Origin of the sequence: Hoeflea sp. YIM 152468, from assembly GCF_029210485.1 — a bacterium.
In the GTDB taxonomy this organism is placed as follows: Bacteria; Pseudomonadota; Alphaproteobacteria; order Rhizobiales; family Rhizobiaceae; genus Hoeflea.
In genome coordinates this window covers 204851-225959 of record NZ_JARGET010000038.1, presented here as the reverse complement: position 1 = coordinate 225959, position 21109 = coordinate 204851, and the positions used below count along the sequence as shown (strand labels likewise).

At 59.7% G+C, this 21109-nt stretch carries 19 protein-coding genes and 1 pseudogene; 14 read left to right on the top strand and 6 right to left on the bottom strand.

Annotated elements, in window-relative coordinates:
• Positions 1 to 55: 55 nt before the first annotated feature.
• Positions 56 to 925, top strand: a complete 870-nt coding sequence (locus PZ897_RS19145; protein ID WP_275754353.1) for a Ku protein — start codon at positions 56 to 58, stop codon at positions 923 to 925.
• Entirely contained in the window at positions 925 to 3411 is a 2487-nt protein-coding gene (gene ligD / locus PZ897_RS19140; protein ID WP_275754352.1) for a DNA ligase D, read from the top strand. Before PZ897_RS19145 ends, ligD begins: the two co-directional genes overlap by 1 nt.
• A gap of 73 nt (positions 3412 to 3484) precedes the next feature.
• Here ligD and PZ897_RS19135 read toward each other — a convergent pair whose 3' ends face one another.
• A complete protein-coding gene (locus tag PZ897_RS19135; protein WP_275754351.1) occupies positions 3485 to 3907 on the bottom strand; it encodes a response regulator in 423 nt (140 codons plus the stop codon).
• A gap of 221 nt (positions 3908 to 4128) precedes the next feature.
• Here PZ897_RS19135 and PZ897_RS19130 point away from each other — a divergent pair, with 221 nt between their 5' ends.
• A complete protein-coding gene (locus PZ897_RS19130) occupies positions 4129 to 4347 on the top strand; it encodes a hypothetical protein (RefSeq protein ID WP_275754350.1) in 219 nt (72 codons plus the stop codon).
• 307 nt (positions 4348 to 4654) lie between these two features.
• Here PZ897_RS19130 and PZ897_RS19125 read toward each other — a convergent pair.
• Both PZ897_RS19125 and PZ897_RS19120 read right to left on the bottom strand, forming a co-directional pair.
• Positions 4655 to 4867: pseudogene (locus PZ897_RS19125) on the bottom strand (hypothetical protein); the annotation flags it as partial.
• A 228-nt stretch (positions 4868 to 5095) separates the two neighbouring features.
• Positions 5096 to 5989, bottom strand: coding sequence for a LysR family transcriptional regulator (locus PZ897_RS19120; RefSeq protein ID WP_275754349.1), 894 nt, complete (start codon positions 5987 to 5989; stop codon positions 5096 to 5098).
• Positions 5990 to 6069: 80 nt separating this feature from the next.
• Here PZ897_RS19120 and PZ897_RS19115 point away from each other — a divergent pair, with 80 nt between their 5' ends.
• The 8 genes from PZ897_RS19115 (at position 6070) to PZ897_RS19080 (ending at position 14015) form a co-directional block, all read left to right on the top strand.
• Entirely contained in the window at positions 6070 to 7245 is a 1176-nt protein-coding gene (locus PZ897_RS19115; RefSeq protein ID WP_275754348.1) for a CoA transferase, read from the top strand.
• Positions 7242 to 8378 carry an acyl-CoA dehydrogenase family protein gene (locus PZ897_RS19110; protein WP_275754347.1) on the top strand — a complete coding sequence of 379 codons (1137 nt, stop codon included), beginning with the start codon at positions 7242 to 7244 and terminating at the stop codon, positions 8376 to 8378. Before PZ897_RS19115 ends, PZ897_RS19110 begins: the two co-directional genes overlap by 4 nt.
• 65 nt (positions 8379 to 8443) lie before the next feature.
• Positions 8444 to 9031 (top strand): HutD family protein, encoded by a 588-nt coding sequence (locus PZ897_RS19105; RefSeq protein WP_275754346.1) that lies wholly within the window; start codon positions 8444 to 8446, stop codon positions 9029 to 9031.
• A 329-nt stretch (positions 9032 to 9360) separates the two neighbouring features.
• A complete protein-coding gene (locus tag PZ897_RS19100) occupies positions 9361 to 10110 on the top strand; it encodes an ABC transporter ATP-binding protein (RefSeq protein WP_275754345.1) in 750 nt (249 codons plus the stop codon).
• Positions 10103 to 10819 (top strand): ABC transporter ATP-binding protein, encoded by a 717-nt coding sequence (locus PZ897_RS19095; protein ID WP_275754344.1) that lies wholly within the window; start codon positions 10103 to 10105, stop codon positions 10817 to 10819. Before PZ897_RS19100 ends, PZ897_RS19095 begins: the two co-directional genes overlap by 8 nt.
• 95 nt (positions 10820 to 10914) lie before the next feature.
• Positions 10915 to 12075, top strand: a complete 1161-nt coding sequence (locus PZ897_RS19090; protein WP_275754584.1) for an ABC transporter substrate-binding protein — start codon at positions 10915 to 10917, stop codon at positions 12073 to 12075.
• Between the two features lie 75 nt (positions 12076 to 12150).
• The gene (locus PZ897_RS19085; protein ID WP_275754343.1) at positions 12151 to 13038 is read left to right on the top strand and encodes a branched-chain amino acid ABC transporter permease; all 888 of its coding nucleotides are present in this window, start codon (positions 12151 to 12153) and stop codon (positions 13036 to 13038) included.
• 5 nt (positions 13039 to 13043) lie between these two features.
• On the top strand, positions 13044 to 14015 hold the full coding sequence (locus PZ897_RS19080; protein ID WP_275754582.1) for a branched-chain amino acid ABC transporter permease: 972 nt from the start codon (positions 13044 to 13046) through the stop codon (positions 14013 to 14015).
• 111 nt (positions 14016 to 14126) lie between these two features.
• Here the strand turns inward: PZ897_RS19080 and PZ897_RS19075 are convergent, their stop codons facing one another.
• The gene (locus tag PZ897_RS19075; RefSeq protein ID WP_275754342.1) at positions 14127 to 14573 is read right to left on the bottom strand and encodes a universal stress protein; all 447 of its coding nucleotides are present in this window, start codon (positions 14571 to 14573) and stop codon (positions 14127 to 14129) included.
• 334 nt (positions 14574 to 14907) lie between these two features.
• On the opposite strand from PZ897_RS19075, the gene PZ897_RS19070 reads away from it, so the two are divergent.
• From PZ897_RS19070 to PZ897_RS19060, 3 genes are all read left to right on the top strand, one after another.
• Complete coding sequence (locus PZ897_RS19070; RefSeq protein ID WP_275754341.1) at positions 14908 to 15438, top strand: TRAP transporter small permease subunit; 531 nt, start codon at positions 14908 to 14910, stop codon at positions 15436 to 15438.
• A 62-nt stretch (positions 15439 to 15500) separates the two neighbouring features.
• Positions 15501 to 16559, top strand: a complete 1059-nt coding sequence (gene dctP, locus PZ897_RS19065) for a TRAP transporter substrate-binding protein DctP (protein WP_275754340.1) — start codon at positions 15501 to 15503, stop codon at positions 16557 to 16559.
• A 168-nt stretch (positions 16560 to 16727) separates the two neighbouring features.
• The gene (locus PZ897_RS19060) at positions 16728 to 18035 is read left to right on the top strand and encodes a TRAP transporter large permease subunit (protein ID WP_275754339.1); all 1308 of its coding nucleotides are present in this window, start codon (positions 16728 to 16730) and stop codon (positions 18033 to 18035) included.
• A 120-nt stretch (positions 18036 to 18155) separates the two neighbouring features.
• On the opposite strand, the gene PZ897_RS19055 is transcribed toward PZ897_RS19060, so the two are convergent.
• Positions 18156 to 19457: an FAD-binding oxidoreductase gene (locus PZ897_RS19055; protein ID WP_275754581.1), complete on the bottom strand. Its 1302-nt coding sequence runs from the start codon at positions 19455 to 19457 to the stop codon at positions 18156 to 18158.
• A 293-nt stretch (positions 19458 to 19750) separates the two neighbouring features.
• Complete coding sequence (locus tag PZ897_RS20315) at positions 19751 to 20962, bottom strand: sugar transferase (protein ID WP_343217472.1); 1212 nt, start codon at positions 20960 to 20962, stop codon at positions 19751 to 19753.
• Positions 20963 to 21109: the final 147 nt, after the last annotated feature.

Sequence of the window (21109 nt, the reverse complement as noted above, 5' to 3'; positions counted from 1 at the left end):
CTGCGGGCGGATTGAGGCTTGTTCCGCGCGTGGAAACCCGAGTTTGGAGCAGACCATGGCCGCACGACCGATCTGGAAGGGACAGCTTCGCCTCTCGCTGGTTTCGATCCCGGTGGAAATGTACTCCGCCACAAAGTCCGGTGCGCGTATCAGTTTCCGCCAGATCCATGAGCCCTCGGGAAAGCGGGTGCGCTATCAAAAGACTGTGCCCGGTGTCGGCCCGGTCGATGCCGGCGATATCATGAAGGGGTATGAGTACGAGAAGGACCAGTACTTGCTCATTGACCCCGAAGACGTCGACGAGATCAAGCTCGAGACAAAGAAGACCCTTGAGCTTGTCCAGTTCGTCGACGCCTGCGAGATCTCTCCGCTCTACTTCAACAAGCCCTATTATCTGGTGCCGGCCGACGATCTGGCAGAAGACGCTTACCGTGTCGTGCGCGATGCACTGCGCTCCACCGGCATGGTGGGGCTGGGCCAGGTGACGATGCGCGGCAAGGAGTATCTGGCGGCGGTCAAACCCTGTGGAGACGGGTTGTTGCTTGAGACGCTGCATTACGCGGAGGAAATCCGTGATGCCGATCCGCTGTTCGCGCAGATTGAGGACCACACCGCAGACGAAGACCTGCTTTCGGTTGCCAAATCGCTGATCGAGCGCAAGACCGGCCCATTCAAGGCCGATGCCTTCAAGGACAATTATGCGATCGCGCTCAAGGTTCTGATCGAGCGCAAGACCAAGAGCAAGGCAACCAAGCGGGTTCAGACGGAGGACAGTGATGCCGAGAGCGAAAGCGGTGACAATGTGATCGATCTGATGGCGGCGCTGAAACAGAGTCTCGCTAAGACGGAGGGCAAGTCATCCTCCTCCAAAAACTCCAGGGCGGGCAGGCGCACGAAGGCGGCGGCGAAGAAGAAGTCCGCGTGATGTCGGTGACCGCTCAGAAACTCGCCGATTATGTCGCCAAGCGCGACTTTTCCAAGACCGCCGAACCCAGCGGGGAGGCGGCCGGCAAAGCGTCGGATCGGCCGGCTTTCGTGGTTCAGAAACATGCCGCACGACGGCTGCATTACGATTTCCGGCTGGAATGGCAGGGGGTGTTGCTGAGCTGGGCGGTGACCAAGGGCCCAAGCGCGGTCACCGCCATCCGGCGGCTGGCTGTCCGAACAGAAGATCATCCGTTGGATTACGGCGGGTTCGAGGGCACGATTCCGGCAAAGCAATACGGCGCCGGTACAGTGATGCTGTGGGACGAGGGCTGGTGGGAGCCTCAGGAAGATTTCGCCAGGGGCCTGAAATCCGGAAAGCTGAAATTCATCCTGCACGGGCAGAGAATGAAGGGCCGCTGGACGCTTGTGCGGATGCGCACCAGGGAGAGCCGGGAAAACTGGCTGCTGATCAAGGAGCACGACGCTTTTGAAGAAAAGGACGAAGACGCTCTGGTCGCGCGTCACGTCACCAGCATTTCCACTGCGCGCAGCATGGAGGAAATCGCAGCGGGCAAACCCGGCCGCAAGCCGCCGGTCAAAACGGCGCGGCAGACGTCTGGAGCGACGACATTCACGCTGGCGACGCCAAAATTCCGCAAGCCGCAACTGGCAAAACTCAGCGACAGCGTCCCGGATGGCGACGGATGGCTGCACGAGACGAAATTCGATGGCTATCGCTGCCTCGCAGCGCTCGGCAAGGGCGGCGTGAAGCTCTACACCCGGTCCGGACTGGACTGGACCGACCGCTATGTCGGGTTGCCCGAGGCCTTCGCCGCGCTTGACTGTCGAAATGCGCTGATTGATGGCGAGGTGGTGTCCGCCGGCAAGGCCAGCGGTTCGGCCTTCTCGGCCTTGCAGGCCGATCTCGAACAGGGGCGGTCTGTCCTTTACATGGCCTTTGATCTCATCGAGCTCAATGGCGACAAACTCGACAGGCAGCCTTTGACCGACCGCAAGGAAGCGCTGGCGCTGCTGCTTTCGGGGCAGGAGAAGGGCGCACCGATCCGCTATTCGGACCATGTGAGAGGCCACGGAGCCGAGGTCTACACCGCGATCGGAAAAGCCGGCGGCGAAGGGATCATCAGCAAGGCCTGCGCCAGCGCCTATGCGGGAAACCGGAACGGAAGCTGGCTCAAGATCAAGACCAGGCTCAGACAGGAATTCATCATTGGCGGCGTCTCGCCGTCACCTGCCAGGCACCGCCCGTTCGCGTCACTGCTGGTGGGGACGCGGGAGAAGGGCGAGCTCAACTATCGCGGCCGGGTTGGCGGTGGCTTCAGCGAGACAGATCTCGACAGCCTCAGCACATTGATGCGCGGGCGCGAGCGCCAGACCAGCCCGTTTGCCGAGGTCCCGGCCGACATTGCCCGGTCGGCGCACTGGCTGAAGCCGGACCTTGTCGTCGAGGTGGAATATGCAGAACTGACAGATCAGGGCAGTATTCGTCACGGGGTGTTCAAGGGTGTGCGCGAGGACAAGGAGGCAACGGTGGTGAAGCTTGAGAAAACGGAAAATGCGACCGGTAAAACCAAGACGGTTCTGGGTGTCCGGATCAGCAGCCCCGACCGGGTGGTGTTTCCCGATGCGGGCTGCACCAAGGCCGACGTGGCCGACTACTATGCAAAGGCGGCAGACAGGATGCTGGCGCTTGCAGGGAACCGTCCGGTGTCCTTGCTCAGGTGCCCCGATGGCCGGGACGGCGACTGCTTCTTCCAGAAGCATGCTGGCAAGGGGTTTCCCGATGGCATCGGCACGGTCGATATCAAGGAAAGTTCCGGCAAGACCGAGCCCTATATGGTGATCGCCAGAAAGAAGGGCTTTGCCGCCGCTGCACAGATGGGAACCATCGAGTTTCACATCTGGGGTTCGCGCACCGATCTGCTGGAAAAACCCGACCGGCTGGTCTTCGATCTCGATCCGGACGAGGGATTGTCATTCTCCGACGTCAAGGCTGCTGCCAAAGACATCGAAAAGCTGCTTACGGCCATCGGGCTCGACAGTCTGCCGATGGTCACAGGCGGCAAGGGCGTGCATGTGGTCGTGCCGCTGCGCCGGACCGCAGATTGGGACACGGTCGCGTTCTTTTCCCGCACCGTCGCCAGCTACCTGGCGCGGTGCGAGCCAGACCGGTATGTGGCCACGATGTCAAAGGCGAAGCGCAAGGGGAAAATCTTTGTTGACTGGCTGCGCAACGATCGCGGCGCAACAGCGGTCGCGCCCTACTCGCTTCGCGCGCGCGAAGGCGCACCCGTGGCGATGCCTGTGTCCTGGCAGGAATTGTCGCGTCTGAAAGCGGCAAATTCATTTGCTCTGGGCCAGGCGCTGAAGCGGTTGGACAAGCCCTGCCCGCTTTTGTCGATGCCTGTGAACCAGTCCATATCGAAGGCGGTTGTCAGCGCTCTGGAGGACCGGATTACCGGCTGATGCGCCACTGTCAACGGGATCCGGGCGCGCCGCAACATCGACTTTGCGCCCATTGGATGCACGGTGCTGCGCTCTAATGCTCTTCCGCGAAGGCAGTGCAGGACCGCTGGATTGCACCTGCGTTTCCCTGAAGAGCAATGGCGAGAGGCTGGCTGGCCAGCTGGTAGAGACGATCAGCGAGCCGGTCATAGTCGACCGGTTTGGAAAAGCGCAGGTCGTCCCCGGCGAGCCGGGCGGAATGGACCGATGGCCCGTTGCCAAGCGTGATCACAGGGATGGTCGACCGGCGAAGCTTCAGAGCCAAGTGCACCGCAGTTTCGTTGGGCTGATGAAGATCGAACACGGCTGCATCAATGTCCTGCAGCTGCGGCCATGTTTCGCGTCCACCGGGTTTCATCGGCACAACGGCGAAGCCACGATCTTCGAGTTCGGACAACATGGTGACAATGAACATCGGCTCATCGGCAAAAACCAGAATTTTCGGAGTTCTCTCCATGTCTACTTCCTTCGTCACCGACAATTGATCGTGAAGCCTCAGGGCAATTGCCGGTTAGTTGTGCAGCCGGTTTCGATGATGATGGAAAAATACAACATTATAAAGGCCACGGTTGTGGTTCGGACGCACAAGGGTCCAACACCCCAAATTTAGTGACTTGAAAACATAACGGCACTTACTAACATACAGCAGGAAGCCACTTTAACTCCGGGGTTCAGCAGATGTACCGCGAAAGAAATGAACGCCTTCAGATCATGGTCTCTCCAGAGGAGCTGAGCGCCCTGGACGACTGGCGTTTTCAGCAGCGCATGCCGAGCCGCGCATCCGCGGTGCGCGAGCTGCTGCGCCGCGGCCTTGCCGCCGAAGGTGTCGAGATAGCCGAGGCGCACGAAAAATCCAGCGATTTCGGTGTGATCGAGAAGCGCGGTGACGTGGGGTAGCGCCATCAGACGAGAGTTGTGGCGCGGGTTGCCGCCGCACTTCCGCTGAAGGATCAGGAGTATCAACGGGCACCACTGTCCCCGATCGCCCGTGCGGCGACCCGACCGATATGCGGGCCTTGGATCAGGAGAGCGGGCAATGTCCGAATAGCCCGGCTAGCCCCGATGCCTCTGCAGATTGCGACAGGGCTCGGCAGTGTGGCCCTTTAACCTCGGCAAGGGCGATGATCAGGCCGAAGGCGGCGCTGCCTCATGCTTCCCGGATCAGCCCGCGCGGCCCCTGCACTCGGCCTTCCTCATCAAGGCTGACGTGATAGAGCTTGTCGTCGCGAAAGGCGCTGGCGAAATCGGTGGTTGTTCCGTCTCCCGGCTTGGCGTCGATATCGAGAAAATCGACTTCGGCTTCAGCGGCAACGATGCGGGCATCGGCGGGCGAAAAGGCGCGAACCCGGACGACGCCGTGATTGGGCGCATTGTCCCATCGCGGATCGTCCGGCCGGGCGCTTGGCTCCAGCCGGTATGTTTTGAGATCACCAGCGGGTTGGTGCGGCGACACAGGTTCGCCGAGAGAGCCGACTGCAGGCTGATGCGGATAATCGATCATGGGTCCAGATCCTTTTCTCAAACGGGGTTGATGAGAGAAAAACGGTTAAGACGCATTTTGGTTGCGGCTGGATTGACCGGGACCGTTGTCGCCAATTGCGGCAGACCGGAAACCTTGCCGGCTCGCCTGCGCCCGCAGACTTGATCAGGCTTTGAAGTAATGCACTGCAAATTGACAAAACAGGTCCACCAGAGGGCCTGGGCGCAATCGCCCCGATCTCGCCAGCGCAATCCGGTGCGGCGCCAGATTTCCCACAAGCGGCATCCGAAGGACGGGTTGGCAATCATAGGCGGTCTGGTGCGGGATATCGGTCGCCAGCAGCCCGACGCCCAAACGGTTTGCCACCATCGACCGAAGCATTTCGACCGAGCCGGTTTCATAGGCAATTCTGGGGCTGATGCCATGCATTTGAGCCAGGGTGAGAAAATATCCGCGACTGTGCGGCAGGCTCATCAGAATCAGCGGATCCTGCAACAGCTCGGCCATGCTCACGGACGTCCGGCCCGCCAGACGGTGCGAGCCCGGCAGAAGGCCATAGGGGCGCACATCGGCAAGCGGCGTGATTTCGAGGTTTGACGGCAGGCCGAACTCGTAGGTCAGCGCCACATCGATTTGCCCGGTCTCCAGCCAATCAGACAAGGTGTCGAGATTTTCTTCGTGCAGGCGAATATGGGTATTCGGATACGTCTCCTGAAACCCGCGAACCAGAGATGGCGCATAGCGTGGGCCCAGGGTTGAGAAAACCCCCAGATCCAGAATCTCGCGCTCGGGACTGTGTCCGGCGAGAACCTGCTGAGCCTGTGCGCGCAAAGTTCTGAACTCGCCAAGTTTACGCTGCCCGTAGGATGTCAGCGCCACGCCCTGCCCGGAAGTTCGCGCAAACAGGGGACGACCGAGGTGAGCCTCCAGTTTGGCGATCGCCATCGACACGGAGGGCTGTGACACGTTCAGCAGCCGGGCGGCGGCGGCTGTGCTGCCACCGTCGGCGGCGGCAATCACATAGTCGATCTGCCGCATGGTTACAGGTATAGGTTTCATCTATTGCCATATGTTTTTTTGATATTTGTTACTATAGCACCATCTGCCCTAATCTCCAGTCTGCAAAGCCGGAGATTTCAATGCAAGAAGCCGCAGCAGCCCCAACCACCAAACCTCTCGAAGGTGTGCGAGTTCTGGATTTCACCCGCGTTCTGGCCGGGCCGTATTGCACGGCCCTGATGGCAGACCTGGGGGCCGACGTGATCAAGGTGGAAGCAGCCCATGGCGACGACTACCGTCATGTCGGGCCTTTCCATAAGGGCGAAAGCCTGCTGTTCCAGGCCATGAACCGGGGCAAGCGATCGATCGTTCTGGATCTGAAGTCACACGATGATATTGCCACGATCAAGAAGCTGTTGCGCGAAACCGATGTGCTTGTCGAAAACTTCAGACCCGGTGTGATGGAGAAACTGGGACTTGGGGTGGATGCCTTGCGCAGCGAATTTCCAGGCCTGGTCTATGTGTCGGTTTCAGGCTTCGGCCAGACCGGCGCCAACGCCGCAAAGCCGGCCTATGACATCATCATTCAGGCCATGAGCGGCCTGATGGATGTGACCGGTGAGCCCGGCGGCTCCCCCACAATGATCGGCGAGGCGCTGGGCGATGTTGCCGGCGGGCTGTTTGCCGCCTGGGGGACGGTGGTGGCCCTGTTCGACCGCAGCCGGACCGGCAAGGGGCAATATGTGGATGTCGCGCTTTATGATTCGCTGACCGCGATGATGCCATTGCTGGCCTGCCGCACATTGATGGGTGGAGAGGCACCGACTCGCACCGGCAACCGTCATTCGCTTTCGGCGCCGTTCGGCACCTATCCCGCAAGGGACGGGCATTTCGCCGTAGCGGTTCTCAATGACCGCCTGTTCGCCACGTTCTGCGATGTCATTGAACAACCGGAACTGGCCGCGGATGCGAGATTTGCTTCGGACAGCTTGCGCCGCAAGAATGAACCCGCACTGGCGGAGCGGATCGACCGCTGGGCCGGTGGCCGGACCGTCAAACAGATTGTCGCCAGCCTGTCCGGCGCCGGAATTCCCGCCTCCGAAATCCAATCGATCGCGCAGGCCTGGGCGTCGCCACAAGCGATCGAGCGCGGTCTGGCATCAGCGGTCCTGCATCCTGTGCTCGGTCATCTCAATGTGCCGGAGCAACCGGTGCATTTTGGCGCTGCGCCGCGCGGTGGCCGTGTGGCAGCGCCTGGACTGAATGCCGACGCCGATGAAATTCTTGCAGGTCTCGACAAGGGAGTGACCCAATGACCTATCCCATTTCCGAGGACGAACGGGCCGTTATCGACCAGATCGAACGGTTTTGTGCTGAAGTGCTGGCTCCACAGGCCGCGAAACTGGATGAAGATTCGATATTCGCCACACTTCATTTGCCGGCCATGGCCGAATTGGGTTTGCTGGGTCTGAACTTGCCTGAAGAGATGGGCGGCATCGGCCTTTCGGGTCCCGCCCTTTATGCTGCGGTCGAGGCCGTCGCGGGCGCCTGCGGGTCGACAGCGTCGATGTTGACAGCGCATTTCCTGGCAACCGATTCCATTTTGCTCGGTGGAGACGCTCGGTTGCAGGCGCGCTTCCTGCCCGATGCGGCGGCCGGGGTGGCATTGGGGGCCTTTGCGCTGACCGAACCGCAAGCGGGCTCCAATCCCGCGGATATGACAACCTACGCAGTGCGTGAAAACGACGGATACCGGATCAAGGGCTCCAAGTGTTTCATTTCCAATGCCGGGGCCGCGGATTTCATCGTGGTGTATGCCAAGACCGACAAGAATGCCGGCGCGCGCGGCGTCAGCGCTTTCATCGTCGAACCGAAAACAAGCCCAGGCATAGATGTTGCGCCGCATGAACGAACCATGGGCCTCAAGGGTGGTCACGTGTTTGGTGTCAGCTTTGATTGCTGGGTGCCGGAGGCAAACCGGCTGGGCGACGAGGGGACTGGATTCCGCACGGCGATGAAGGTTCTGGACAACGGCCGCATCGAAGTGGCGGCGCAGGCAACCGGGATCGCCAACGCCGCCTTGCAGGCAGCGATTTCCTACGCCAGGGAGCGCAAGGTCGGCGGCAACCCCATCTCCGACTTCCAGGGTCTGCAGTGGATGCTGGCCGATAGCGCCACCGAACTCGCCGCCGCACGGGCGCTGTCGATGCAGGCGGCCGTCAAGCGCGGAACCGGTCAACGTTACTCGACCGAATCCGCCTTCGCCAAGCTTTACGCGACCGAAGCGGCATGGCGCATTGCCGACACGGCGCTGCAAATCCACGGCGGGTACGGCTATACCCGCGATTTCCCGTTGGAGCGCTACCTGCGTGACCTGCGGATTTTCCGCATCTATGAAGGATCATCGGAGATCCAGCGCACCATCATCGCACGCGGTCTGCTTGCCTGAGGACACATGAATTTGCTCTACTGAAACCCGCAAGCACCTTCGATATCCGAAGGGGAAGTGGTCCCGTGAAATTTCTGCGCTGTGAAAGTCTGGTTGAAGTTCCCTGGAAGAACGGCGGTGGCAGGACGCGCGAAATTGCCATGGGTATGGCGGGTGACAGATCCGTCTGGAGACTGAGCCGCGCAGATGTGACGCAAGACGGTGCCTTCTCCAATTTTGCCGGGTTGGTCCGCATCCTGACGGTTGTTTCCGGCCGGGGGATGATCTTGCAGCATCCAGACGGATCGATGGCGGCCGAACCCTGGACTCCCCTACGTTTTGACGGCGGCTTGGACGTCCATGCGCGCCTGAAAGACGGCTCGCTGACGGATCTGAACCTGATGTTCGATCCGGCCTTTTGCCAAGCAGACGTGATGGCCAAGCAGGGCCCGCTCCGACAAGTTGTCGCGCCGCCTGCGCGTGGCATCGTGGCGTTTCACGTCTTGTCAGGCGCGCCGATGGTCAACGCGCACGGCTTGGCAACAGGTGACACTGCCTTTGCCGGCACAACAGACGCGGCACTTACTCTTGCCCAGGGGGATGCTGTGCTCGAAATTGGCCTTCGTTATCTCGATCACAGCAATGCCATCAGGCTTTGCATCGCCGATGGCTAGCCCGCGATGTCGCCCGGCCGCGATGCCGGTCTGGCGCGAAGCCGCCGTGTCGGCGGGCATCTGAAGCTGAACCTTGGTCCCCGATTTCAGCGTTTCGCGGTGTTGGTTCGTTGATGATCGCCGCGGTTCTGCGGTTGCCGTTGGGCGCAATGGCGCAGCAGGCAATGTGCAAGAGGTGGGCGTCGCCGGCCTCGTCTGCGAAGAAACACGGACGAGGTCAAATCTGTGTTTACATTCAGTATCCAGATGCTAGTAGTTGTCCCTTCGACACGGCCTGGCCTTGCAACTTGCGCACGTGACACGAGGACGAATCACGACGTGGGGGAAGAATGGCAATCGCGCTGCAAGCGAAAGGATTGACGAAGGAGTTCAAGGGTTTCGTTGCCGTGAACGACGTCAATCTATCGATCGAAAAGGGTACCATCCACGCGCTGATCGGCCCCAATGGCGCCGGCAAGACAACCTGTTTCAATCTGCTGACCAAGTTTCTGCAACCCACCCGCGGCACCATCACTTACGAGGGGCGGGACATCACCCAGATGAAGCCCGCAGAAATCGCGCGGCTGGGCATGGTGCGGTCGTTTCAGATCTCGGCCATTTTCCCGGATCTGTCGGTCTTGCAGAATGTGCGCGTGGCGTTGCAGCGGACGCGCGGGGAAAGCTATGATTTTTGGCGCTCCGACCGCATCCTGTCGAAATTCGATGATCAGGCGCGGCAGTACATCGACGAAGTCGGGCTCACCAAATTCACCAACGAACGTGCTGCTGCCTTGCCCTATGGCCGCAAGCGCGCGCTCGAAATCGCGACCACATTGGCGCTGAGCCCCGACATGCTGCTGCTGGATGAACCGATGGCGGGCATGGGGCGCGAGGACGTGGAGCTGATCTCTCAGCTGATCCGCCGGATCGCTAACAACCGCACCGTGCTGATGGTGGAACACAACTTGTCTGTGGTGGCCGACCTGTCGGACCGCATCACCGTGCTGGCGCGCGGCGAAATTCTTGCCGAAGGCACTTACGCCGAGATTTCGAAGACCCCCGAAGTGATTGAGGCCTATATCGGAGCAAGCCATGACTGACGCGGCGAAGCTGCTATTGAAAGTCAGCGACCTTCAGGGCTGGTATGGCGAAAGCCATGTTCTGCACGGGATCAATTTCGAGGTGCATCAGGGCGAGGTTGTCACGCTGCTGGGCCGCAATGGCGCGGGTAAGACCTCGACATTGCTGGCGATCATGGGGATTTTGGCCAAGCGGACCGGTTCCGTCACATTTGCCGGAACCGAAATGATCGGAATGCAGCCACGGCATATCGCCCGGCTGGGCATCGCACTTTGTCCCGAGGAGCGCGGAATCTTCTCGTCGCTGAGCGTCGAGGAAAACCTGCTGCTGCCGCCGCGCATCGCCGAGGGTGGCCTGTCCATTGAGCGGATCTACGATCTGTTCCCCAACCTCAAGGAACGGCGCGCCAGCAGCCAAGGCACCAAGCTTTCGGGCGGCGAGCAACAGATGCTGGCGATCGCCCGCATTCTGCGCACCGGCGCCAAGATGCTGCTGCTGGACGAGCCCACCGAAGGGCTGGCGCCCGTCATCGTCCAGCAAATCGGACGCACCATAGCCGCGCTCAAGGAGGAAGGCTTCACCATCGTGCTGGTCGAGCAGAACTTCCGCTTCGCCGCATCGGTCGCTGACCGGCATTATATTGTCGATCAGGGAAAGGTCGTCGATATGATTCCCAACAGCGAGCTTGAACAGAATACCCAGAAACTTCACGACTATCTGGGTGTGTGAGCCAGCAGACACCAATCAACCGGCGCATCCGCGCTACAATCAGGAGGAAAGAAATGATCAGGAAACTCGCTATCTGCTCCGTTGCATGGGCGGCGATGACCGGTTCCCCGGCGCTGGCGCAGGAGATCGCTGTCAAGCTCGGCGTGCTCAACGACCGTTCGGGCATCTATGCAGACCTGTCCGGCGAAGGCTCGGTCGTGGCCGCACGCATGGCCGTCGAGGATTTCAAGGCTGCCGACAAGGGGATGAAGGTCGAAATCATCTCGGCCGATCACCAGAACAAGCCCGACATCGGCTCCAACATTGCGCGTCAATGGTATGACGTGGACGGCGTGAACGCGATTCTCGACGTGCCGACGTCGTCCGTCGCACTGGCCGTGGCAGACATCACCACTGAAAAGAACGGCGTTCTGATCGATTCGGGTGCGGGTTCCACCTCGCTGACCCGCGAACAGTGCCGCCCGACGACAGTCCACTGGACCTATGACACGGCTGCGCTTGCCACCGGCACTGGCGCCGCCATGACCAAGGCGGGCGGCAAGAAATGGTTCTTCCTGACCGCTGACTACGCGTTCGGCCATTCGCTTGAGGAAAACACCATCCGGGTCGTCGAGAACAGTGGCGGCGAAGTTGTCGGCAAGGTCAACGTGCCGTTCCCGGCGCAGGATTTCTCCTCCTTCCTGCTTCAGGCACAGGGCAGCGGCGCCGACGTGATCGGTCTGGCAAATGCCGGCGGCGATACCGTCAACGCGATCAAGCAGGCGTCGGAATTCGGCATCACGCAGGCCGGACAGAAAATGGCGGCCTTGCTGTTCTTCGTCACCGACGTGCATGCACTGGGGGCAGAGACCGCACAGGGACTGTCGCTGACCGAAGCCTTCTACTGGGATCAGAACGACGACACCCGCGCATGGTCCAAGCGGTTCATGGACATCCACGGCGCGCAGCCGACAATGGTTCAGGCCGGGGTCTATTCCGGGACGATGGCCTATCTGGCCGCAGTCGAGGCCGTAGGCAGCGCGGATGACGGCAAGGCCGTCGTCGCCAAGATGAAAGAGATGGAATTCAACGATCCGCTCTTTGGCAAGGTCACCGTGCGCGGCGACGGTCGTGCAATTCACGACATGTATCTGTTCGAAGTCAAGTCACCCGACCAGTCGGAAGGTGAATGGGATCTCTACAACCAGATCTCTTCCATCACCGGCGACGAAGCCTTCCTGCCGATGCTCGACGAGTGCGACTTCACCAAGATGTAAACCCGGCACCCTGTCCGCCCCGCCGATGAGGTGGGGCGGACAGTCTTTCACGAAACCGCGCAACAGGGCCAAAACATGTTCGAGTTATTGGGAGTACCACCGCAGGTTCTGCTGGGCCAACTCTTGTTGGGGCTGATCAACGGGTCGTTCTATGCGGTTCTGTCGCTCGGTTTGGCCGTGATCTTCGGACTGCTCAACATCATCAATTTTGCCCATGGTGCGCTGTACATGGCGGGCGCCTTTGCGGCCTGGATGCTGTTGCACTATCTCGGCATTGGCTACTGGCCTGCACTGATCCTGGCGCCGCTGATCGTCGGGGCCTTCGGCATCGTGCTGGAACGCACCATGCTGTCGCGGCTCTATCATCTCGATCATCTCTACGGCTTGTTGCTGACGTTTGGTCTGGCGCTGATCATTCAGGGCCTGTTCCGCAATTATTACGGCATTTCCGGTCTGCCCTATCAAATTCCCGATCTGTTGTCGGGCGGGCACAATCTCGGCTTCATGTTCCTGCCCAATTATCGCGCATGGGTCGTCGCCGCCTCTGTTCTGGTGTGCTTCGGGACCTGGTTCATGATCGAAAAGACCCGGCTGGGCGCCTATCTGCGCGCGGCGACGGAAAATCCGATTCTGGTCGGCGCCTTTGGTGTGAACGTGCCGCTGATGATCATGCTGACCTACGGGTTCGGCGTGGCGCTGGCCGGGTTCGCAGGCGTGCTGGCCGCCCCGATCTATTCGGTCAACCCGACCATGGGCGAGCAGTTGATCATCGTCGTCTTCGCAGTGGTGGTGATCGGCGGCATGGGGTCGATCATGGGCGCCATCGTGACCGGCTATATGCTCGGCCTCATCGAGGGTCTGACGCGGGTGTTCTATCCCGAAGGATCAGCCGTCGTGATTTTCGTCATCATGGCAATCGTGCTGATGATCAAGCCTGAAGGGCTGTTTGGGAGACCTGCCTGATGGCTATGAAAGACAAGACAATCGATGCCGCGCCCGTGGTGCAGACCGCCGGCATGCCGAGATTGCACAAGATCATCTTTTCCCTCCTGCTGGCCGGGCTGATCGTGCTGCCGTTTTTTGTCTATCCGGTCTTCGCCATGAAGGTGATGTGCTTTGCGCTGTTTGCGGCGGCCTTTAACCTTCTGCTGGGCTTTGGCGGGCTGTTGTCGTTTGGCCATGCCGCCTATTTCGGCGGCGCAAGCTATGTCGCTGCCCATGCCGCCAAGGTCTGGGGCCTGACCCCGGAACTTTCGGTGCTGTGCGGCGCCGCAGCCGCAGGTGTGCTGGGCCTGGCCATCGGATCGCTGGCGATCCGCAGGCAGGGCATCTATTTCGCCATGGTCACGCTGGCCTTTGCGCAAATGGTGTATTTTGTCGCGCTGCAGGCCGAATTCACCGGCGGCGAGGACGGAATTCAGAGCGTGCCGCGCGGCGACCTGTTCGGACTGATATCGCTGGCCGACAACATCGCGCTGTATTTCTTCGTGCTGGTGGTGACGTTCGGCGGCATCCTGCTGCTTTACCGGATCGTGCATTCGCCCTTCGGTCAGGTGCTCAAGGCGATCCGCGAGAATGAGCCGCGCGCAATTTCTCTGGGCTATGACGTGAACCGCTACAAGCTGATCGTGTTCACGCTGTCGGCGACGATGGCAGGTCTGGCCGGCGCCACCAAGAGTCAGGTGTTTCAACTGTCCTCGCTCACCGATGTGCATTGGTCGATGTCGGGCGAAGTCGTGCTGATGACCCTGCTGGGCGGCATGGGCACGATATTCGGCCCACTGGTCGGTGCGGCGATGATCGTGACCATGCAGAACTATCTCGCCACATTCGGTGCCTGGGTCACGGTCATTCAGGGCGTGATCTTCGTCATCGGGGTGCTGGTCTTCCGGGAAGGCATCGTCGGCGTCCTGTCGAGATGGCTGAAAAAGCCGCTTTAGGGGGTGAACCCGCCCCGGCATTTGCTGCGGCGTTTCCGGCCTTGGTCGCGAGGTGCTGTCCTGTGCAGATGAAGAAGGTCTATGCCGCACACAACCGTGGTGATCAAACTCCTACCGTATGACCAGCACCGGGGTATGGGTCTTGACCAACACCTCCGATGTCTGGCTTCCGAGCAGCATCTTTTGCACACCCCGCCGTCCATGGGACGACATCACGATCAAATCGCATTGGCTCAACTTGGCGACGCGGACGATGGCTTCGGCAGCGGACTCGTCAATCTCGTGGATCAGCTCCACCTTGATCCCGTGGTCCCGTGCGCGGTCCTCAATAAATGCAAACCGCTCCTTCATAAGGCTCTCAAGCTGTTGATCGTAGCGCGTGGCAGCATTGTGAACGCCTTCCAGTTGCGCCAGGCGCGCGGCTTCCTGGTTCAAGGGCTCTGACACAGTCAGGATCGAAACTTTCGCCTCCAGCAATTTGGCAAGTGCCAGCCCATGCTCAAGCCCCTTCAGGGCAAGTTCGGATTCGTCGGTCGCAACGAGAATGTGTTTGTACATCGGCTTTCCTTTTCGGAACTTGAAACGAGGTGTCCGGCGCATCGGCAACGCTTCAATTATCTTGATCCTGATCCTGTGAGAGGGCAAGCCTCAGCTTGGTTTGTCTGCCCCTGCGTCAATTGCGCTTCCGGTCATCCTTCATTCAGTCTGGCAATGACGAGTGTCGCTGGGCCCGAGTCTGCGTGAAGTCGAACAAAAGCACGCTGCAGGCGTAGGTCGGCCGGATCCGGGGCGGAACACTGCATGATTGCCAGATCTCGAAAATCCGGTTATCCGTATGATGCGTCTGAACTGAGAAGAGGTGGACTGACTACAAAGGCTGGGAGGCGACAGTATGTCAGATTGGTACGGTCGGAGCATCGACGCACTGTGCGAGTTGTTGGGATGGCTCGGCTGGATTCTCATCCTTTATTGCATGTGTTTCGGGATTACCGACGTCTTCCTGCGCTATGTGCTCAATGCGCCCTCGATGTGGATCGGCACATCGATCCAGGCTGCAATGGTGTTGATCGCCTGTGTTGGCGGAGCCTATGCGCTCAACCACGGATCATTTGTAAAACTCGATCTGTTCTATGCAAGTGCGAGTGCCCGCACCAAGGCCATTCTTGACATCCTGACGGTACCTTTCACCTTTCTGTTTCTGGGAATCCTGTTTTGGAAAGGCGTCGATGCGGCGCTTCTTTCCATCAAACTCAACCAGGTCACGCCGACAGGCGTGCCGATTCCGATCTACCCGATCAAAAGCGCGATTCCGCTTGCGGCTGTGGTGGTGATGCTGGTTGTCCTCAAGCAACTGGTTATCGACATCCGGACTCTGGTGACCGGACAGGCCTCAGAGGTGGAAAATGATGATGACTTGCTGTGATGGATTATCGGACAGACAAGCGACGACTGAAGGCCAGAATTGGCAAAGGGAGGAGAAACTTTATGAATATTCTGACTAACATTCTCAAGACAACATTCGTATCGGCAAGTGCGCTGGTGCTGGGTGGATCGATCGTGCTGGCGCAGGCAGAGGGCCCCCCGGACGAGGTGACGAATTGGGTGTTCCAGCCGGCTTTCGATTCAACCGATGCCGGGTGGGACAACGGGCTGATGCCCTGGGTCAAGGCTGTCGAGGAGGCCACCCAGGGCAGCGTCAAGATCCGCGTCGAACCGGCAGGCGCTCTGACCAGCGGCTCGGAAGCCTTCAGCGCCGCCGTTGCCGGGCAGACCGACGGTTATGCCGGCTGGGCCACGGTCTATGGCGGCGAGATGCCCGAAGGCATGCTGGCTTTCGGCATGGCGATGGGCGCGACCACCCCGGAGGAGGCATGGGAAGCCATGTGGGGCAATCCCGATTACCGGATTGGCGATATCGTCCAGGAGGCCGCCCATGCGCGGAACCTGCATTGGGCCGGCTGGTCGGACCAGGGCCCCAATGCCATGTTCACCAAGTTCCCGATCAACAAGCTGGAAGACCTTGCCGGCAAGAAGATGCGGGCTGGCGGACCGCAGGCGATTTTCCACGCTGCCATGGGCGGATCACCCGTCTCGCTGAATGCCGGCGACATCTATACGGCGATCAAGCTTGGCACCATTGAGGGCACCTATTGGGATACCGGCGGTATTGATGACATGTCCTACGAGGAGGTGATACAATACGCCAGCCTGCCCGGTTGGAACCCGGCGCAACATCAGGAAATCTTCATCAATCTGGACAAATGGAACGCGCTGACCGATTGGCAGCGCAAGCAGATCGACGGCATCTTTGAATCGACCTATTTCGAAACCAGCAAGATGCATCTCGACGGCGTCGAACATGCCTTGCAAGTGCTCAAGGATTCCGGTGGCGAAGTGATCACCATGGCAGACGAAGAGATCGCCCGCATGCGTGCGAAATCGATCAGCGAGGTCTGGCCGCAGGTCGGTGCCCTGTCGGATGGCAACGCAAAGGGCGTCGCCCTGTGGACGCAGTTCCTCAAGGACAAGGGCTATATCGAGTAAGACGCCGAGTGGAATTCGCACGCATTTGCCTGTCCCTGACATGAGCTGGGGACAGGCACCCCCCAGAAGCTTCCGGCCACGTCTCAGAACACGAAACGATATCGGTGCGGGCCCAGATCTCGCGGCAAATTCATTTCCTGAATTATCCCCTGTTTCATAGGATACCCCATGAGCTTGGAAGTCATTACCGCTCTTTATTTTCTGGTGCTGTTCGCGGTTCTTTTCATGGGGTTGCCGGTAGCATTCGGGCTTGGTGGTACGGCCGTCATCTTCGCGATGATTTTCGAACCCCGCGCGTTGTTTGCAGTTCCGAGCGCTTTTTACTACACGCCCTGGAATTCGATCCTTGTGACGGTCCCGCTGTTCCTGTTCATGGGAAGCCTGATCCGCTACTCAGGCATTGCCGACATGGCCTATGACGCCGTCTACAAGCTGATCGGTCATATCCATGGCGGCCTGGCGATGGGGACGGTCGTTGTCTGCACTATCTTCGCCGCTGTCACCGGAATTACCCCGCCGGCGACGATCACGATGGGACAGATCGCCTATCCGTCAATGATGAAATACCGCTATGATCGCAAGATCGCGATTGGCGCGATTGCTTCGGGTGGCGCATTGGGGGCATTGATCCCGCCGAGCGTGCCTTTCATTTTCTACGGCCTGCTGGCAAAGGTCTCGATCGGGGATCTGTTCCTTGCCGGGATTGTTCCGGGGCTGATGCTGGCCAGCTTTTACATCATTTACATCGGTGTGCGGTGCCGCTTGCAGCCGAAACTGGGCCCTGCGCTACCTCAGGAGCAGCATTTCAGCCGAACGGAAAAAACCCGGGCTGTCATCAATATCTGGCCGTTCGCCGTTCTGATCGTCCTCGTTCTGGGCGTTATCTGGGGAGGCGTGGCAACCCCGGCCGAAGCGGCCGCATTCGGTGCCACCGGTGCAGTGATCATCAACCTGGTCTACGGACGTCTTTCCTGGAATGTCTTCAGCAAATCCATTGCCACAACACTCAAGCTGACCGGGATGGGGCTCTGGATCCTGATCGGCGCTAACATCTATTTGAACGTGTTCAATACAATGGGAAGTCAGGATCTTTTGACGGAACTGGTGTTGTCGATGCCCGGCGGTACCAACGGGATCCTGGCAATGATGATGCTGATTATCCTGATCCTGGGAATGGTCATGGACGACTGGGCGATCATCATGCTGTGCACGCCGCTTTTCATTCCGATTGTGGATCAATTGGGCGTTGACAAACTTTGGTTTGGGGCCCTGTTCATTGTCAACATCCAGATCGCCTATCTGACGCCACCGTTCGGCTTCGTGCTGTTCTGGCTGAAGGGTGTCCTGCCAAGGAATGTCAGTTTTGGCGATGTTTATGCCTCGGTTGGGCCGTTCGTCGTGTTGCAGCTTGTCGGACTGGCCCTCATCTTCCTGTTTCCGGGAATTGCAGTCGGCCTTCCAAACCTGTTCAAGTAGAACGGAAGTCTGAAACCAAGGCCGGAATGGTGATTGAGTCAAACAGATAGCGTCCTTTGCGCATCCCATGGGATCCGCGGCGCTGTCGGTTGCTGTCACTGCAGCTCGGCTCTGACCGGCTTAGACGCCAAGCTTGTCGCGCAGCGCGTACCACCAGGACCCGATCACCGAGTAGGGAACACGGAACATGCGGCCGCCCGGAAACGGATACCACGGCACCTTGGCGAACACGTCGAACCGCGTCAGGTCGCCGTCAATCGCCTCGGAGAGGATACGCCCGAAGGTGTGGGATCCGGTAACGCCGTGGCCGCTGTAGCCATGGGCGAAATAGGTGTTGTCACCAATCCGGCCCATCTGTGGCACGCGGCTGAAGGAAAGCGCGAAATTGCCGCTCCAGGCGTAGTCGATCCTCACTCCCTTGAGCTGCGGGAACACCTTGTCCATGTTGGGCTGCAGCTTTGCCTTGATGTCGCTGGGATCGGCGCCGCCATAAACAGTCCCGCCGCCAAACAGCAGACGTTTGTCGCCTGACAGACGGTAGTAATCGAGGACATAGCGGATATCCTCGATGCAGATATCCGTCGGCAGCAAATCCCGCGCCCGCGCCTCGCCCAAAGGCTCGGTTGCCATCACCTGGGTTGACACTGGCATCACCCGCGATGTCAGCGTCGGCACGACGTGACCGAGATAGGCATTGCCGCACAGAACCAGCGTCTTGCAGGTCATCGACCCTTTGCTGGTTCTGACCACGGGCTGTGCCGCCGCATGATCCACATCGATCACCGGCGACATTTCATAGATCGTGCCGCCCTTCTGCTCAAACGCGGCCGCCTCGCCAAGGGCCAGGTTGAGCGGGTGCATGTGGCCGCCGGAGTGGTCGATCAAGCCTCCGGCATAGAGGTCGGAATTGACGTGTCTGCGCAGTTCATTCCTGTCCAGCATCTCCTGATTCCTGATGCCGTAGCTGGCCCAGAGCTTCATCCGATCTTCCAGTTCGCGCATATGGGCGCTGGTCAGGCCGGTAAAGATGTTCTTGTCCTTCAGATCGCATTTGATGTCATAGGTGCGGACCCGCTCGCGTATGATCTCGCCGCCCTCCTGCACCAGGCCGGCGACAAAGGTGGCGGTGTCTTGGCCATAGCGTTTCCTGATCGTCTGCAGGCTGGCGTTCAACCCGTTGACGATCTGTCCGCCATTGCGCCCGGAGGCGCCCCAGCCGACCCGCGCGCCTTCGATGATGGCGACCTTGTAGCCCTTTTCCGCCAGGTGCAGCCCGGTCGAGAGGCCGCTGTATCCGGCGCCGACGATGCACACGTCAATCTGCTGATCACCCGACAGCTCCGGCCGCCTTGGCGCCGGGTTGGCGGAAGCCGCGTAATAGCTTGTGGTGTGGCTGCCGTCGCCGGCGTAGGGATGGGTCATCGCATTCAACACACGGTCTCCAGATAGCTGTGATGCTCAAAATGGTCCTGGGCAGCGCGAACTTGCGCAATCCCTGCATATCGCATTCAACAAACATCGTCTGCAACCACCTGCAAAAAGATGGCGCATGTCAGATCCTTGGGCAAGGCGTCAATCGCCGTTGCCCGGTCCAGCAGCGGGGTGTCGAGTTTCATCGCTTAGGCACCGGTGATCGGGGCGATCCTCTGCCTGCAGGTCTCAAAGGCCCACGATACGGTGCCTTGCCCTTTAGGTGACTGACAGCGCCGCATCACCTAGACCAGGGTGCGATCGCCACCGCCTTTGCCCAGCGCCGTCGCTATGACCAGCCGCAGGTCAAGCAGGATTCCGCGCAAATCGAGATAGCGGCGGTCCCATTTCGCCAGCTTTTCCGGGTCGCTCATGTCGACGCCATTGAGTTGGGCAAGGCCGGTAATTCCGGGTTTGATCGCGAATATGCCGCGCCGTCGCCGCTCTCTCACAAGGTCGGTTTGCGACGGCAGACATGGCCGGGGTCCGACCAGACTCATCTCGTTTTTAAGAAGGTTTATGCATTGCGGAAGCTCATCAAGCTTCGTGCGGCGCAAGAACCTGCCCAATCGGGTGACCGAACTGACGGGAACCTCGTGTGTGCCTTTCTGCGGCGTGGACAGGTGCATGGTGCGAAACTTGTAGCAGAGGAAAGGTTGTTCGTTGCGCCCGACACGGATTTGCTTGAACAGGCCAGGCCCCGGAGAATCCAGTCGGACCAGCAGCCAGACAATGGCCATAAGCCACCACAGCAAGACCAGCACAAATATCGCCGCCGAAAGGTCCATCATCCGCTTGAGCGCGCCGTAAACACGGTTCCGGTCCTGATCATCGGTGACCAATTGCGCTTTCTCGGTGTCGATATCACCGGGATCTGGACGAACAATTGCCTCGACAAGCCGTTCGGCGTGAACGGTCGCCTTCAAAGCGGCAACGACAACGAGCAGGGACCGAGCCACAGCTTTCGGGAGGCTCTCCAGAATGCGCAATCGCCCCGAAAGACTGTCTCCGATGACTGGAGGCGAATAGAGCACGCGCACGTCGATTCCGCTGATACCGGCAAGCTGCTTGGCTGCGGCTCTCTTGCTTTGTGCGTAGTGGGATTGATTGTTGTCGTCGAGCGCATGAGTGGACGACACAAAGACGAAGCGCCCGACACCGGCGTTCTTCGCTCTGTTGCAGACCTCGACACTCAGATCGACATTGATCTTTTCAAACTCATCATAGGCTGCGGGCACATTGTTGTTAAGCGCTGTGAGGTGCAAGAAGATGTCGTAGCCCATCGCTGCCGTGTCTATTTCCGGGTGGGAAATCGCCTGACAACGGGGAAACAGTGCCTTGAGCTTTTCCGGATCTCTGCCAACGAGCAGCGGAACGATGTTTTCTTCAAGCAGAAGAGGAACGATCTTGCGTCCGACGTTGCCGCTTGCTCCCGAAACCACGACCTTCAAATCCATTCCAGACCTTGCTTGAATCGGTAGCCAACGTCACAGCGCACCAGGCCGCATTTCGTACACTTGCACAGTCTGCATTGATAAGACCCGAGCGGGTCGTGGGCGCGCCTGGCTTGATAGCGCGGATTGACCGCCCTGTTCCAGTGTTTT